Genomic DNA, 15,314 nt, shown 5'->3' with positions numbered 1-15,314 from the left:
TATGGCAAACCAACAGAAAGAGACGACAGTCATCGTTGGCGGCGGGCACGCAGCAGGTGCGCTCCTGACAACCTTGCTGCAAAAGAAATATCAACATGAGGTGGTCCTGGTGGGCGAAGAGCCACATCCACCCTATCAGCGGCCGCCCCTGTCCAAGAACTACCTGGCAGGCGAGGTGGATCAGGAGTCGCTGTACCTCAAGCCGCGCTCGGTGTACGAGAACGCCGGCCATCAGTTGCGGCTCGGTGTACGTGCCGAACAAATTGATCGGGACAACAAGACCATCAGTTTGTCGGACCAGAGCACATTGAAATACGATCGACTGGTCCTGGCCACGGGGTCACACGTTCGACGCCTGAACGCACCCGGGGCTGACTTGAAGGGCATTCATTACCTACATGACATAGCTGACTCGGATGCCCTGCGTGAACAACTGGTTCCGGGGAAACGCTTGGTCATCGTGGGTGGTGGTTACATTGGCCTTGAAGTGGCAGCCAGCGCTACCAAAAAAAGCGTTGATGTCACGGTACTGGAAGCGGCCGAGCGTCTTATGCAGCGTGTAACAGGCCCGGAAATGTCGGAGTTTTTTTACACCAAACACAGTAACGCTGGCGTGGATCTACGCCTGAACACGGCGGTAACCGGTTTCGAAGCTAGCGATCAGGGGCATGTGGCTGGCGTGACATTGGCGAGCGGCGGCACTGTACCGGCCGACATCGTGCTCGTTTCAGTGGGTGTTGTGCCGGAAACCGCGCTGGCTGAGGCCGCCGGCCTGCCCTGTGATGACGGCATTATTGTTGACGAGTTTACCCGCACAGAAGATCCAGCCATCCTGGCGATCGGCGACTGTACCCGCCACCGGAATCTTTTCTTCGAGAAGATGCAGCGCCTTGAATCTGTCGCCAACGCGGTTGATCAGGCCCGGACAGTGGCGGCAACCCTGATGGGCGAGAAGAAACCCTATAATAGCGCTCCATGGTTCTGGTCGAACCAGTATGACGTGCGTCTGCAGATGGTGGGGTTGTCGCAATATCATGATCAGCGTGTGCTGCGCGGAAGCCCGGAAGACAAGGGATTTGCGGTGTTCTATCTCCGCGATGGCTGTGTCATTGCTGTTGATGCGGTCAACCTGCCCATCGCTTTTATGGTCGGCAAGACCCTCGTTCAACAACGCAGGCAGGTCAATCCTGAAATGTTGAAGGATCCGGATATTGAACTGAAGTCCTTGGTGAGCGGTCAGTCCATAAATTGAAATTGACGACCGAGTAGAGCTGTGCCCTTAGTTTGCCCAAAATTGCGAAAGCAATGCACAACTCATACGGCCTATGGATATCATATCCTACGACCGACAGCTTTCAGTGAGCGCAAAGGATGCGTGAGCCACAACCGGCGGAATTTCCCGTAGCCAGACACATTACTGTTGCTCTGGTAAACCGAGAGCACCATAGCGAATGATATGGACTCCCCCTGCTCCCACGGCATCGATGTGCCACATTGAAGGTGTCTGACATCTTCAATCAAAAGCAGGAGGAGTCATCATGAATGTTACAACCATTGGCATCGATCTGGCGAAAACTGTGTTCAGTATTCATGGCACCGATCAACACGGCAAGGTCGTGGTTCGCAAACGACTGAACCGGCCCAAGCTGTTGCCTTATATCGCTCAGCTCCCACCCTGCCTGATTGGCATGGAAGCCTGCTCGGGTGCCCACCATTGGGCTCGGGAAATGACCAAACTCGGCCACGATGTCCGAATCATTGCACCCCGGTTTGTCGCGCCCTATCGCAAGAGCAGCAAGAACGACGACAACGATGCCGAGGCCATCTGTGAGGCAGTAGGTCGGCCGAATATGCGGTTTGTTCCAATCAAGACCGAAGACCAGCAAGCCGTACTGTGCCTGCATCGTATTCGCCGTGGACTGACCAAAGAACGCACCGCGCAGATCAATCAGATTCGTGGGCTGCTGGCCGAGTTCGGACTGATCATTCCCCAGGGCCGTTACGCCGCACGGCGCCGGGTTCCCGAAATCCTGGAGGATGCCGAAAACGACTTACCCATGCTCGCTCGCCGCTTAATCAACAACATCAACCAACGCATTCGACAGCTCGATGAAGAAATCCTGGCTTACGATCGGGAGGTCGAAGCGATGGCCCGGAGCGATGAGCAGGCCAAGCGCCTTATGGCCATACCGGGTATCGGACCACAGACCGCAACAGCCCTGCTGGCCAGTGCGCCTGACCCCAGACAGTTCAAAAGTGGGCGACACTTTGCCGCATGGTTGGGTCTGGTGCCCCGACAATACTCGACCGGTGGCAAGGTGCGACTTGGCCGAATCACCAAGCGCGGGGACAAATACCTGCGAACGCTGCTGATCCATGGCACCCGGGCAGTGATTGCAAAATTACCGGATAAGAATGATCGACTCAGTGACTGGGCCAAAGACCTGGTGGAACGACGTGGATACAAGCGGGCCGCCGTTGCGATGGCGGCCAAGAACGCCCGGATTATATGGGCACTACTCATGAATCAAACCGAGTTTAAGACACAGCCTGTGGAGGGCTAAAACCGAGCACCAACGACAGGCAGAACAAGCCTGCCAGAAGAGTCTTGCAACGGCAAGCGATGACGGAACGGTCAGACCGAGAGTGGGAGAACCTGTTTATTTCTGCGGCTCAGCGAAGCCGACTAACGAATAAGGTCCCCGCTCACACGCATCATCATCCTGGCCCGGGCAAAAACGCCCACAAAGAGGCCGAATGTAGAGCCGCAGTCTCAAACCGCTTCGGATTCAAATGGCGTTGCTTGACCGCAGGGGGAGTCCATGTAGGTGAAATAATTCTCTATATGTCCCACTAATAACCTCACCTTGCAATTACCGACGAAAATATGAACTTGATTTTACCCACAAAGAAAAAGCGAAGTCTCTATCGGCCATTATGGGTAGAGGTTCCGATCACTCAATCCTTCATAAGCAACATCGCCCATTCGGTGTCGACCTCTTGTTTTGGTTCATCTGAGCATATGCTTTTTCATGCGGATGGGTGGTGGCAGCCAAGACAGGGCTTTTCAGACTGCAAGCTTCAAGCGGTGTGTAAATCAAACACAGTAAGATTCCGGCTTATTGATGGTGGACATCAAGAACCGATAGTTACGAGCGGTATTAATGTTAAGACACTTGCTCGATTAAATGAAACTTGCGGGACTACTGAAAAGGTTTTCTATAGTAAGGACGTGCCGGTCCTGATGGCTATATACTACTCGACTAAACGATACGAGACCTTTAAATGATGCATAAGGCTGGGGCTATATACCTAAGGAAGATCTGAATAACCGCTGGTTTTTGCCCCTTTTCCGCAATCTTGGCGGAAAAGGGGCGCATTGGTCTTACGCTGCAGGTTTTTTATCAATCAGCAGGTTGCTGAAAGCGACCAGCAAATGCAGACGGTTGGTATACTTGGCATTTAAAAGCGATATGCAACACCGATGCTCACGATAGTGGGGTCCACTTCCACTTTTGCCTGAACAGGGGCCGGGCCCAGGTTACCGGTGATATCCGCCTCGAAGGGTGCATATCTAACGTCAAAATTTGCCGACCAGTTGAGAGGATTCGAACCTCTGACCTCTGCCTCCGGAGTGCACAGATTCTGGTCGGGGCTGAACGGCATAATAGGGGCTGATTCGAGACTGTTCAAGCAGATACAGTAAGAAGACCTGATTGCATGAAGCCCTTATCCTGAGCGGTTTTCACCGATTAACGCCATTTTTGGGCACAGATGTGTCTGGAATGGATTGACCAAATTCGGACACTTCGACCTTTGTTCCGCGCATCAGTATTTCGATGAAACGCCATTGTCGCACGCTTTTGAGCGACTTCAAATTGTCGGGTTTGAGTTGTCCCATTGAGGACATTATTACTCACCTATCAACGAGCTGACTTCATATCTGCGTCGATGGCTCACGGCAGACTTATCTGTCGGCCATGAGCTACAGATATCAGCAGGGGCTTGTTACCACTTAAAAGTCGTAGCTCAGTGACAAGCGAAGGTTGCGTGGTGCGCCCCACCAGGCCTGGCTATAAAATCCGACCTGATCGTGGTACTCCTTGTCTAACACGTTGTTCAGGTTCAGTTGAGCACTGATATCAGGAGTAAAGTCGTAACGGGCCATCAGGTCTATCACGGAGTAACTGCCCTGGGTAACACGTGTTGTGCCTGCCGGTCCTCGAGTATCCCGGTAGATGTCACTCTGCCAGCGCAGGCCTCCGCCAAGGCGAAGCGGACGCCAGTTACCGGTAAATTGATAGCTGGTAAACAGTTTGGCTTGCCGGTGAGGGTGTGTGGTATTCATGCGATCCCCATCTGCATTTTTCGGATTTGCCAGAGTAAAGCTGGCATTGAGGTTCCAGCCCGGCGCCAATTGCCCAACCAGCTCGGTTTCAAGCCCTTCAACGGTGGCGCCATCGGCGGCCCGATACGCCTGGGTGTCCGGGCGACCGCTCACCGTTTCACCCGGAATGGCTTCACCCAGGCCGTCCTGTTCACTCCTGAAAACGGCCACGTTCATGTCCAGCGCATCCGCCAGCGTCGCTTTCAAGCCCAGCTCATAGTTGCGGCCGGTGATAGGATCAAGCAGAGAGCCGTTTGTGGAACGTACGTTCTGAGTCTGAAAAATTTCGGTATAGCTGACATAGCCACTGAACCGGTGATCAAAGTCATATATCAGCCCGGCATAAGGTGTGAGTTCATCGCTGTAGGAATATTTCCTTGAGCACCTGGATCCGGGTTTCATCAGCTTGCAGGTAATTACTGCCATTCTGGGTTTCCCGCATCAGGGTCATCAGCGGTTTGAACACGTCGTTCAGGCGGATGATCCAGTGCGCCATGCTGGTTCGGCTGACTTCGTGTCCCAGGCGCTTGAGCATTTGCTCCTGGCGGTACAAGGGCAGGCCGTCGGCGTATTTGGAGGTAATCAGGTAAGCCCGCAGTGACGGTGTCGCAATGCATTTGCCCAGTGGGTGGGCTGAGCGCGGTGCAGCCACAATATGCTCCTGGCCACCCTGCTCGAAGACGGCTTTTTCCTGCCAGTATTCCAGCACCTTCAACTGTGCGGGAATGTACTCCAGCTCTTCTTTCACCTTGGTCGCTAAGCGGACATTCGGGTACGACGTTTGACAAAAAGCGTGAATGCCTGGCGAATGGACATTTGCCAGCCAACCTCTTCAGCGATCCGGCCGCGGCAGTTCAGGTAACATGGCCTCTACGTCAATCGAGTAGGTAGCGAAAAAATCTTCCGCCGCCTCAATGAGAGCTTTCTCGGTTTTGAGTATCCCAAGATAGACCGGCCATTCTGAGTCTATCAGTTCCGTGCTGTAACGCTCCGGATCAATGCCCCCCATCATTGTCAGAAACCGGAACTCCGTTTCGTTCATGACGATGTAATCGCAACGTTTGCGCAAAAACATTAGCAGCATCTGCTGTGTGTTGTATCCGTCATGGCGCACCAGCTGAGTCCCTATCCGCCGCTCGAGCTGGTCACTGTATACAAACCATCTACGAAGACAGATGCTTCCCGAGATATCATCGAAGGAATCCGTTGGCATGCCAGGCTGCGCGAACACCCGGTCGCGCCAGGTTAACACCGGCCCTACAGCGTGCATTTGGTCCGGCAAAGGCATCCAGTGCGGGCTGGCGAAAACCGCGTTGGCGAGTCCTCGTTGCAGGGCCCAGATCTGGCGTTTGCGGGCCATCGGGCGGAAGTCGGCTTCGATACCAGTCTCCATGGAGAAGTCTTTGATCACCTCGACCAAAACTCCCTCGCTGAGACCTTTGCCATAATAAAACGGCAGGAAGCCCTCGTCCGAACCCATAATCTGAAGGGTTTGGGAGGAAACCGGGAAGAACCAGAATGCCGTGATGATAAACAGGACTACTCTCATTCGGTCCTCGTTGGACTGATTAATCGGGCAAGGCCGTCGTTTGCCCGACTCTGCCTCGCCAGTTAAAGACAGTTTGGCTCGGATTCTGGCCAGATGCCATGAGAAAGTCGATATCGCGGCGAATCATCCCGGCGGTCGTGTCCGCATCTATTTAGTTAGGGATACCCCAGTTTTTACACAGAAACCTATTCCCAGCGCGCCTGCGAATAGCTGAACACCGGCAGCGACAATTGCCAGCGGATGGCGGCCATGCGCAAGAGCAGGCCAACACTGAAGGCAGCCAGTAACGTGATGTTCTCGCTCAGGCCCTGGTTCAGCAGCTCCAGATAAAGCAATGCCACCACCAGAGAGACACTGGCATAGAGTTCGTGACGCAGAACCTGAGGCGTGCGGTTACAGAGGATGTCGCGGAGGATGCCGCCGAATATGCCGGTGGTAATGCCCGACATCACCACCACGATGGTGTCGTAACCCAGTTTCAGGGCGACATTGCAGCCAATCACGGTGAAGGCCACCAGCCCGGCGGCGTCCAGTACCAGAAACAGCTGGTGCAGGTGGCGCATGAGGCGGGCAATGGCGATAGTGAGCAGGCCACCGGTGATGGTCATGTAGATGTAGCGAGGGTGCTGGGTCCAGGTCACGGGAAAGTTACCCAGCAGGATGTCCCGAACGGTGCCGCCACCTAGGGCGGTCAGGAAGGCTATCAGGGCCACGCCGAACAGATCCATGTTCCTGCGCCCGGCGGCCAGCGCCCCGGACATGGCTTCCGCGGTAATGGCAATCATATAGATAGAGGTCAGCACACAGGTCTCCTGCGTTTCTGTGGCCTCTCCCCCTGTCCCTGATACCTGAGAGTTTACAGAGCCCGGCTCTGCTTGCCCCTTCGGTGGACTGTGTCGACAGTCTCTCTCCAGACGGCGTTATCGAATGCCCGCAGTACCTGTGCCTGAGCGTTTATGGGAGTTTGCGCCTTCGGCGGGGCCAGCCGGCCCACTCTCCTGCGGAAGGCGCGCATTATAGGCACACCTTCTGGCTACGTCGAGCGAGCAAAGCTGCGGGACTCCCCGACGCTGCCTGAACCGGCTTGCGCTCTTCAGCCCTTGAAACCCTTGGCCACCAGATACACCTCCCGGGACCTGGCCCGGGACGAATCCGGCTTGCGAATCACCACCTTATCGAAGGACTCGCGCACGGTTTTCACATACTCATCATAGCCTTCACCATGGAACACCTTGGCAACAAAACTGCCTTTGGGTTTGAGCACCTGGCAGGCCATATCCAGGGCCAGTTCCACCAGATACATGGAGGCTGCCTGGTCTGCGGCGTTTACGCCACTGATGTTGGGGGCCATATCCGAGATCACGACGTCGGCACGGGCCCCGTCCAGTATCGCCATGATCTGGTCGAAGACCTCCTGTTCGGTGAAGTCGCCCTGGATGAATTCAACGCCGGCAATCGGATCCATCGGCAAAATGTCAGACGCCACCACACGGCCCTTGTGGCCCACCAGTTTCGCCGCCACCTGGGACCAGCCGCCCGGGGCCGAACCCAGATCGACGACCAGGTCCGTGGGTTTTATCAGCCGATCCTTGTTGTTGATTTCCAGCAGTTTGTAGCTGGCACGGGAACGATAGCCATCCTGTTGCGCCTGTTTTACAAAGGGGTCGTTTACGTGCTCTTCGAGCCATCGGTTACTGCTTTTCGAGCGTGCCATCGCCTGCCTTCTGTTCACTGCGGGAAAAACGGCATTGTACGCCGCCGCCAGTGACGCCGCAAAAACCAGCCACTTCCTGACAAGCCAGCCACGCCCCCGTACAATAGCGCCTGATCACATGCCTCATTAAAAACATCATCGCCCGGCCCCGGCCGTGCCAGGCACCATGGAAAGCAGACCGTGAAACTGGACGACATCAAAAAGCTGCATCAAAAGAAATACCGCCAGTCGTTCGGACAGTTTCTGGTGGAAGGCGAACATCTGGTACTGGAGCTGGAAAAAGCGGCGAAGCAGGTGCCCCACTGGCGCAACGCCCAACTGTACGTAACCAGCGCCTACGAGCACTGGCCCAGCCCCTGGCCCACGCACGTCATCAGCGACCGGCAGATGGCCCAGCTATCCGATACCAGAACGCCTCAGGGCATCCTTGCGGTGGTGCCACTGCCAGCGGCTGCCAGCGGCCAAACCGCTCCCAAGGAAAAAGCCATCTACCTCCACGAAGTGCAGGATCCCGGCAATCTGGGCACCATCCTGCGCACGCTGGCCTGGTTCGGTGGCTTCCGGTGCCTCCTTAGCCCCGGCAGCGTGGATCCGTTCAATCCGAAAGTGGTGCGCGCCAGCATGGGCGCCATATTCCATGTACCGCTGGAGACCGAGGTTGCCCTGGACACACTGGGGCAGCGATACGCCCGCATCGCCTGCCTGGACATCGGCGGCGATTCTATCACCAAGCCCGAATTCCAGGCCCAGGACTGCTACCTGTTTGGCAATGAGGCCCGCGGCGTGCCGAAGCAAGTCCTGACTGAACTGGGTGCCCGCGCCTACACCATTCCCGGTGCGGCCGCTATCGAGTCGCTGAACCTGGCCTCCGCGGTCAATATGGCGGTTTACGAGCTGAACCGCGTCTGAGTCCCCCGGATTAATTCCGGCCTTTACTTGCCAGTCGCTGAACCGGTTACCTATGGTGGAACGTAATCCCGTAGGACATCATTCACTGGAAGGATCGGTTCAGCCATGGAGTTCTCCAACCCGACTGCAATTCTCGAACGCCAACATGCCATCGGTTTAACCCGCACGCCCAATCTGGCCGAGGGGGCCCCGGACACCAAGCGCCACGAAATCGCGCGTTATTTCACAGACACCTTCGACACCTACACGCGCCTGTTCGATTGCCTGGCTGATGACTCCGGGTATTACCAGAAATCTATCCCGCTCCGGCATCCGCTCATTTTCTACCTTGGCCACACCGCCACCTTCTTTGTGAACAAACTGGTGCTGGCCAAGATCCTGAAAGAACGCATCAACCCCAACATGGAATCCATCTTCGCGGTGGGTGTGGATGAAATGAGCTGGGACGACCTGAACGACGATCACTACGACTGGCCCGCTGTCCAGGAAGTACTGGACTACCGGGCACAGGTGCGCCAGACCGTGCTGGAGTTGATCGAAACCATGCCGCTGTCGCTGCCGATTGACTGGGACAGTGCCTGGTGGCCCATCGTGATGGGCATCGAACATGAGCGAATTCACCTTGAGACTTCCTCCGTGCTCATCCGCCAGCACGCGCTGGAACGCGTTCAGCCGCAACCGGAATGGGCGCCCATCCGGGAAACCGGCGAGGCACCGGAAAACGAGTTGCTCACCGTTCCCGCTGGCAAAGTGCACATTGGCAAGCCCTGCGACGATGCCTTTTACGGCTGGGACAATGAGTACGGCGAGCACCAGGCCGACGTCGCCGAGTTCAAGGCCAGCCAGTACCTGGTAAGCAATCAGGAGTTCCTGGAATTTGTCGAGGCCGGCGGCTATCAACAAGACGAATACTGGAGCGAGGAGGGTCTGGCCTGGCGAACCTTTGCCGAAGCCAAACACCCCACCTTCTGGCGCTGGCAGAATGGCTGGCAGCTGCGCCTGATGACTGAAGAGGTGGAGATGCCCTGGGACTGGCCGGTCGAGGTCAACTATCACGAGGCCAAGGCGTTCTGTGAGTGGAAACGAGAGCAAACTGGCAAACCCATCCGTCTGCCCACGGAAGACGAGTGGTATCGCCTCTGTGACGAAGCCGGCGTCCCGGAAGTGGGTGAATCCCCGGCCAACGCCAACCTCCACCTGGACCATGGTGCCTCGTCGTGTCCGGTAACGCGCTTTCGCCACGGCCAGTGGTTCGATGTGGTTGGCAACGTCTGGCAGTGGACCGAAACGCCCACCTATCCGTTCGACAACTTCAAGGTGCATCCACTGTACGACGACTTCACCACACCCACGTTCGACGGCCAGCACAATCTGATCAAAGGCGGCTCCTGGATTTCCTGTGGCAACGAAGCAAGGCTGGCCTCCCGTTATGCCTTCCGTCGGCATTTCTTCCAGCATGCAGGCTTCCGCTATATCACCTCCGAGGCCGAGGCGGTTCAACCCAACGCCTACTACGAGAGCGACCGGCTACTCACTGAATACGCCGAGTTCCATTACGGCGACCGTTGGTTCGGCGTCGCCAATTTCCCGAAAACCATGGCGGAACTGGCCCTGGACGCTATGGCCGGCAAAAAGACCGGGAAAGCGCTGGATCTGGGCTGTGCCTGTTGCCGGGCAAGTTTTGAGCTGGCGCGCCAGTTTGACGAGGTTGAAGGTGTCGATTTCTCTGCCAACTTCATACGTCTGGGGGTGGAGATGGCCGAGCAGGGCGCCATCCGTTATTCACTGACCGAAGAAGGCGAACTGGTCAGCTACCACACCCGCACCCTGAAAGAACTGGATCTCGAAGATACCGCCGCCAAGGTGGCGTTCTATCAGGGCGATGCCTGCAACCTGAAGCCCCAGTATTCCGGTTATGACCTGGTATTGGCCGCCAATCTGATCGACCGCCTGTACCGGCCACGTCGTTTCCTGGAGTGCATCCACGATCGCATTAACGAAGGCGGGCTGCTGATTATTGCCTCCCCGTATACCTGGCTTGAAGAACACACCCCGAAAGAGGAATGGCTTGGCGGTTTCAAGAAGGATGGCGAAAATCACCGAACGCTAGACGGCATTCGAGAGTGCCTGGGAGAGCACTTCAGGATGGTGGGCGAGCCCCGGAAAGTGCCCTTCGTGATCCGCGAGACCGAGCACAAGTTCCAGCACACGCTGTCTGAAGTGACCGTGTGGGAACGCAAACCCGCCAGGAGCTGAGTGTGATGCCGGCGTTACCAGCTTCTGCTTACGAGGCTGGTAGCGCCGCCAAGGCCGACAGGCCACGCTCGCAACCACCCAGATACCCACCACCGAACAGGTTGTAGTGGTTGAGGTAGTGGTACAGGTTATAGATTTCACGCTTGGTGGCGTAGACCTCAGTGCGCGGGTATACGCGATCGTAGGCACGATAGAACGCCGCGCCGAAACCGCCAAACATCTCGGTCATGGCAAGGTCCGCCTCCCGGTCGCCCTGATACACCGCCGGGTCAATCAGCCAGGGGCCATTACGGTCAAACATCACGTTGCCGTTCCACAGATCGCCGTGCAGCAGGCTCGGATGTTCGCAATGCTGATCCAGCCAGTTGGCCAGGCGGGCACCACAGGCTTCCAGGGTGCGCTCGAACCTGGCTCGCACCTCGGCATCTGAGATCCGGCTGACCTGATACTTCAGCCGCTGCTCCAGGAAAAACCGGCCCCAGGAATCTGTCAGCGTATTGGGTTGAGGTGCCAGGCCAATGAAGTTGTCGCGGCGCCAGCCATATTGATCCCGAGCCAGCAGGTGCAACTGCGCCAGCCCCTCCCCCAACGCAGTGAGGCACTTGTCGTCGGGCGGTGCTGAGTCAATCCGCCTGAGGGTAAGTCGGTGCTGGCTCACCTCCATAACCTCCGGAATACGGAGTGCTTCAACCCCTGCCTGTTGCAACCCGTCCCGAAGAGATTCCAGACCCTCAGCTTCGCAAATCAGCGCATCGGCATAGCCCGTGGTATTGGTTTTAACGTGCATATTGACTCCTGATTAGCGCGGGTATGGATCTGTTTGCGCCATAAAACCGTAGCAGGGTTCTGCTAAGATACTTTGCATCCTACCCTCACGGAGTCCATTCCCAGTGCCCATCCGAGCTCTTTTTGCCCGCATTAGCCTCTTACTCGTGCTAGCCCCCGCTTCCGCCAATTCAGAACAGTTCAACCTTGCCTGGGACAACGATCTATTCACTGGCAGCGACCGGGGCTACACCAATGGCGTGCGCCTGTCTTACCTTACCAACACAGCCGAAGACTCCGGCGGAGGCTCAGCCCGACTTGCAAGGGCAGGCAGAGATAGTCTGTCATTTCTGCCCGGCGTCGGCGACGTCGCCAACAACCATGCAATGAGCGTCAGTCTGCGTCAACTCATGGTGACACCGGCAGACATTAGCCAGGAAGAGCCTCAATTCAATGATATCCCCTACGCCGGTCATCTCTCCCTGAGCAGCACCCTCTGGAGCTGGAGCGCCGACAGCATTACGGGGTACGGCGCTCACATTGGCGTGGTTGGTCCTGAAAGCGGCGCCGAAGCCAGCCAGAAATGGGTACACAAAATCACCGGGAGCGAACGCCCCGAAGGATGGGACAACCAGCTAGGGACCGACGTGGTTGGCGGATTTCAGGCGGCCCACGGGCGCAAACTGTTGCAAGCGGGGCAACGCGGCGACCTTGAACAACAGTTTTCAGCGGTAGGCTCCGGCCTGCTGTCCAGTTTTCGAACCTCCGCGACCGTTGGCGTGATCTGGCGGATGGGCAGAAACCTTCCGGCCAATTTTATACCGGATTACGCCGGCAGCTCCTCTGCCATCGCGCTACCCGGATCTTTCAGTGACGCGAAAAGCGCCTGGTCAGTATTCATAGGCCTGGGGGCGGAATACATTGCCTATTCCTATCTGGAGGACAATTCCGGGCCCTACCGGTTCAGTGAAGGCCCCCTGCTCGGCCAGCTAGGCCTGGGCGGCACCTGGCAGTGGGACAACCTGCAAGCGGCGCTGATTTTGCGGGCCACGACGGGGGAAGAACAGCGTAACCAGGATAACTTCAGCTTTGGCACGCTGTCATTCAGCTGGGCACTGTAAGCGCCTAGCCCTCCCGGACTTCAGGCTTCGCCAACCACTCACGCCCTTTGAGCATACCGTGCCAGTACAAAGTGGGCAGCTGCTTGGCCTTGAGCCACCAGGCAGCGCGTGTGGCTTTGGTGCCATCATTCACCCACTGCGGGAAACTGGGCTGAAGCACGCCGTTGTAGCCAAATTCGGCCAGCACGATGCGGCCGTTCTCTACCGTCAACGGGCAGGAGCCGTATCCGAGGTAAGCCGCAGGCAGGGGCTGATTCCGTAAACTTGCAATAAGGTTTTCCGCCACGACCGGCGCCTGCTTTCGAACGGCTGCGGCGGTTTTGGCATTACCGGTGCCGCTCACGTCGCCAAGTCCGAATATATTGACAAAGGTTTTGTGTTGGAGCGTATCGTCCGCCAGATTCAACCAGCCACCGTCGTTGGCGAGGACGGACTCACGGATAAAACCGGGCGCCCGCTGGGGTGGCACCGCGTGCAACATATCGAAATCCAGTTCCCGATCCTGGCTGTTACCTTCAGCGTCCGTAAGCCGGAACGTGGCTTTCCGGGCGGGGCCGTTAACAGCTACCAGATTGCTCTGAAAGTTGACCTGAATACCGTATTTATCAATGTATTCCTGAAGTGCCGGGACATAAGCCGGCACACCGAACAGAACCGCTCCGGCACTATGAAACTGAATATCGAGTTGGCCAAGAACTCCGTTTCTGCGCCAATGGTCGGAAGACAGATACATCGCTTTCTGCGGCGCCCCGGCACATTTGATAGGCATGGGTGGTTGGCTGAACAGGGCCCTTCCCTTTTTCAGGGCCTGTACCGTTTGCCAGGTGTATTGCGCCATGCCTTGACGGTAGTTGGAAGTCACACCATTGGACCCAAGCGCCGATTCCAGGCCATCAATGGCAGACCAGTTCAGCTCCAGCCCCGGCGCCAGCACCAGTGTCTGATAGGAAATACTCGAACCGTCCGCCAGCCTTACCTGATTCTGCTCCGGCATTACGCCCGAAACCGCCTGCTGATACCAGGAGACAAAACCCGGCATCACCTGTGACATGGGCCGGGAGGTAACCTCCGGCTGAAAAACGCCGCCACCGACCATGGTCCAGCCTGGTTGATAGTGATGGGTCGCGGATGGTTCCAGGATCGCGATATCCAGACGGCGGTCCCGTTTGTGCAGGCTGGACGCCACCGAGATACCGGCAGCGCCGCCACCAACGATAACAACGCTGTGGTGCCGATCGGCCCCCGCCGGTTCTGTTCTGCTGTTCATGCCTCTACCCTCTTGTGTTTATTTGCACGGCATTTCATCTTGATACATATCAAATCCTAACACCATTTTAGATATATCGTTATATCATAAAGGAATATATCGCCGCGCAAGGTCTTCCTGTCTCATAGCGCGCAGGGTGGAGAAGAGCCCGGTGACAGACAGAACAGTGACATTGTCACTGAAGCTCCAATAGCCCCGCGTCTAGGATTGGCATGTGAACCATCAAAACTCAGGAGTGACCCAATGACGAATGCCATCAAGACTTTTGTACTGTCGCTGTTGTTCGCGGCTCCACTGACAGCCGTTGCGGAGAATCAAAAGGCGAACAACGGCAGTAAAGAAAACACCGTAGACGAGGTTCTGGTGATTCTTTCCAGCGACTCCCCGCAAACCCAGGGTATGGCGATGGTGCTGTCCAACACCATGGCCCAGAAAGGTGCCAAGGTGAATGTGCTTCTATGCGACGAAGCCGGCGCCCTGGCCCTGAAAACTTATGAGGCCAAGCCCCTGGCACCGAAAAACGTCACCCCGGGCCAGATGTTGCGCGGTTTGATGAAAGCCGGTGGTACGGTGAATGTGTGTGCGCTGTACCTGCCCAACAGCGAACACAGCAAAGAAGATTTGATGGAGGGTGTCGGCGTTGCAACCCCACCGTCGATGGCGAACCAGATGCTGGATCGCAAGACGAGGGTTTTTACTTTTTGACTGAAGTGATTGAATTTCTGTCCTGGAGCGGAGTGGCCGCTCCAGGCTGACAGCCGTGTTGGTCAGGTCCCTGATGCCGGGAAACGATAGATTTTCTCGGGGTTGGCCTTGGTCGACCAGGGCAGGCCAGAATTCTGCCAGCCGTTTTGCACACGGAATCCTTTCTTTTCGCCGTCCTTCACAGTACTGCCCTGGAAGCCGTTGTCGATGTACTTCACGTTGGTAAAGCCACGTTCCAGAAGGTAATCAGCACTGGGCTTGCCGCGGGCGGAACCGGAGCGGCACATGGTGATGATCAGGGAATCCCGCGTCAGTCCCTTTTCCTTCAGCGCGGCATCAACCTGGGCAACAAAATCCTCGTTGATATCCATGGCGAAGACACCTTTCTCATCGTTCCAGCGCGTACGATCCACCAGCTGGAACGGAATGTTTCGGTCCACCGCATCGGTAAAGCCGATGAACATGATTTCCACCGGATCCCGGACATCAATGAACAGCAGATGGTCACCTTGCTCCTGAACCGCGTCCCAGGTCTGCTCCGGAGTCACAGACAGTGCATCTTCCGCTTGGGCTGACATGGCAACCGTCAAAAAGAAAAGCACAGACACAACAATCGGTTTCATAACGCGTACTCCTGCCTA

14 protein-coding genes, 1 pseudogene and 2 riboswitches are annotated in these 15,314 nt (G+C 56.6%); of the genes and pseudogenes, 6 read left to right on the top strand and 9 right to left on the bottom strand.

All coding sequences use genetic code 11. The features are described from left to right. Nucleotide 1 precedes the first annotated feature (1 nt). A complete protein-coding gene (locus OZ656_RS01675) occupies nucleotides 2–1,252 on the top strand; it encodes an NAD(P)/FAD-dependent oxidoreductase (protein WP_041654915.1) in 1,251 nt (416 codons plus the stop codon). Nucleotides 1,253–1,538: 286 nt separating this feature from the next. Continuing rightward, a complete protein-coding gene (locus OZ656_RS01670) occupies nucleotides 1,539–2,564 on the top strand; it encodes an IS110 family transposase (RefSeq protein ID WP_008170306.1) in 1,026 nt (341 codons plus the stop codon). Nucleotides 2,565–3,462: 898 nt separating this feature from the next. Here the strand turns inward: OZ656_RS01670 and OZ656_RS01665 are convergent. The 6 genes and pseudogenes from OZ656_RS01665 to rlmE all read right to left on the bottom strand — a co-directional run bounded on the left by OZ656_RS01665 (nucleotide 3,463) and on the right by rlmE (nucleotide 7,650). Beyond that, nucleotides 3,463–3,666 (bottom strand): OmpW family outer membrane protein, encoded by a 204-nt coding sequence (locus OZ656_RS01665; RefSeq protein WP_278349848.1) that lies wholly within the window; start codon nucleotides 3,664–3,666, stop codon nucleotides 3,463–3,465. Nucleotides 3,667–4,015: 349 nt separating this feature from the next. Further along, nucleotides 4,016–4,789, bottom strand: a complete 774-nt coding sequence (locus tag OZ656_RS01660; protein ID WP_023008775.1) for a TonB-dependent siderophore receptor — start codon at nucleotides 4,787–4,789, stop codon at nucleotides 4,016–4,018. Continuing rightward, nucleotides 4,761–5,141, bottom strand: a pseudogene (locus tag OZ656_RS01655) (transposase); the annotation flags it as partial. The pseudogene OZ656_RS01655 and the gene OZ656_RS01660, both read right to left, overlap by 29 nt. Before the next feature lie 78 nt (nucleotides 5,142–5,219). Continuing rightward, on the bottom strand, nucleotides 5,220–5,936 hold the full coding sequence (locus tag OZ656_RS01650; RefSeq protein WP_199453699.1) for an ABC transporter substrate-binding protein: 717 nt from the start codon (nucleotides 5,934–5,936) through the stop codon (nucleotides 5,220–5,222). A 185-nt stretch (nucleotides 5,937–6,121) separates the two neighbouring features. After that, the gene (locus OZ656_RS01645; RefSeq protein WP_278349855.1) at nucleotides 6,122–6,721 is read right to left on the bottom strand and encodes a trimeric intracellular cation channel family protein; all 600 of its coding nucleotides are present in this window, start codon (nucleotides 6,719–6,721) and stop codon (nucleotides 6,122–6,124) included. A gap of 40 nt (nucleotides 6,722–6,761) precedes the next feature. Then, nucleotides 6,762–6,860, bottom strand: a riboswitch (glycine riboswitch). Further along, nucleotides 6,861–6,947: riboswitch (glycine riboswitch) on the bottom strand. It abuts the riboswitch before it with no gap. A gap of 82 nt (nucleotides 6,948–7,029) precedes the next feature. Further along, nucleotides 7,030–7,650: a 23S rRNA (uridine(2552)-2'-O)-methyltransferase RlmE gene (gene rlmE, locus OZ656_RS01640; RefSeq protein WP_224850972.1), complete on the bottom strand. Its 621-nt coding sequence runs from the start codon at nucleotides 7,648–7,650 to the stop codon at nucleotides 7,030–7,032. 180 nt (nucleotides 7,651–7,830) lie between these two features. Between rlmE and OZ656_RS01635 the strand changes: the two genes are divergently transcribed. Both OZ656_RS01635 and ovoA read left to right on the top strand, forming a co-directional pair. Next, nucleotides 7,831–8,559, top strand: a complete 729-nt coding sequence (locus OZ656_RS01635; RefSeq protein WP_278349847.1) for an RNA methyltransferase — start codon at nucleotides 7,831–7,833, stop codon at nucleotides 8,557–8,559. Between the two features lie 105 nt (nucleotides 8,560–8,664). Then, the gene (gene ovoA, locus OZ656_RS01630) at nucleotides 8,665–10,815 is read left to right on the top strand and encodes a 5-histidylcysteine sulfoxide synthase (RefSeq protein ID WP_379944906.1); all 2,151 of its coding nucleotides are present in this window, start codon (nucleotides 8,665–8,667) and stop codon (nucleotides 10,813–10,815) included. A gap of 28 nt (nucleotides 10,816–10,843) precedes the next feature. On the opposite strand, the gene OZ656_RS01625 is transcribed toward ovoA, so the two are convergent. After that, nucleotides 10,844–11,602, bottom strand: coding sequence for a fructosamine kinase family protein (locus OZ656_RS01625; protein WP_278349845.1), 759 nt, complete (start codon nucleotides 11,600–11,602; stop codon nucleotides 10,844–10,846). Nucleotides 11,603–11,705: 103 nt separating this feature from the next. Here OZ656_RS01625 and OZ656_RS01620 point away from each other — a divergent pair, with 103 nt between their 5' ends. Next, a complete protein-coding gene (locus OZ656_RS01620) occupies nucleotides 11,706–12,701 on the top strand; it encodes a lipid A deacylase LpxR family protein (protein ID WP_278349844.1) in 996 nt (331 codons plus the stop codon). Nucleotides 12,702–12,705: 4 nt separating this feature from the next. Here OZ656_RS01620 and OZ656_RS01615 read toward each other — a convergent pair whose 3' ends face one another. Further along, the gene (locus OZ656_RS01615; RefSeq protein ID WP_153739853.1) at nucleotides 12,706–13,968 is read right to left on the bottom strand and encodes an FAD/NAD(P)-binding oxidoreductase; all 1,263 of its coding nucleotides are present in this window, start codon (nucleotides 13,966–13,968) and stop codon (nucleotides 12,706–12,708) included. A gap of 243 nt (nucleotides 13,969–14,211) precedes the next feature. Here OZ656_RS01615 and OZ656_RS01610 point away from each other — a divergent pair, with 243 nt between their 5' ends. Further along, entirely contained in the window at nucleotides 14,212–14,673 is a 462-nt protein-coding gene (locus OZ656_RS01610; RefSeq protein WP_153739852.1) for a hypothetical protein, read from the top strand. 62 nt (nucleotides 14,674–14,735) lie between these two features. Here the strand turns inward: OZ656_RS01610 and OZ656_RS01605 are convergent, their stop codons facing one another. Continuing rightward, nucleotides 14,736–15,296, bottom strand: a complete 561-nt coding sequence (locus OZ656_RS01605) for a rhodanese-like domain-containing protein (protein ID WP_153739851.1) — start codon at nucleotides 15,294–15,296, stop codon at nucleotides 14,736–14,738. Nucleotides 15,297–15,314 lie beyond the last annotated feature (18 nt).

The organism is Marinobacter sp. LM1 (assembly GCF_042763285.1).
Classification (GTDB): domain Bacteria; phylum Pseudomonadota; class Gammaproteobacteria; order Pseudomonadales; family Oleiphilaceae; genus Marinobacter; species Marinobacter nauticus.
This window is presented reverse-complemented; position numbering and strand designations above follow the sequence as displayed.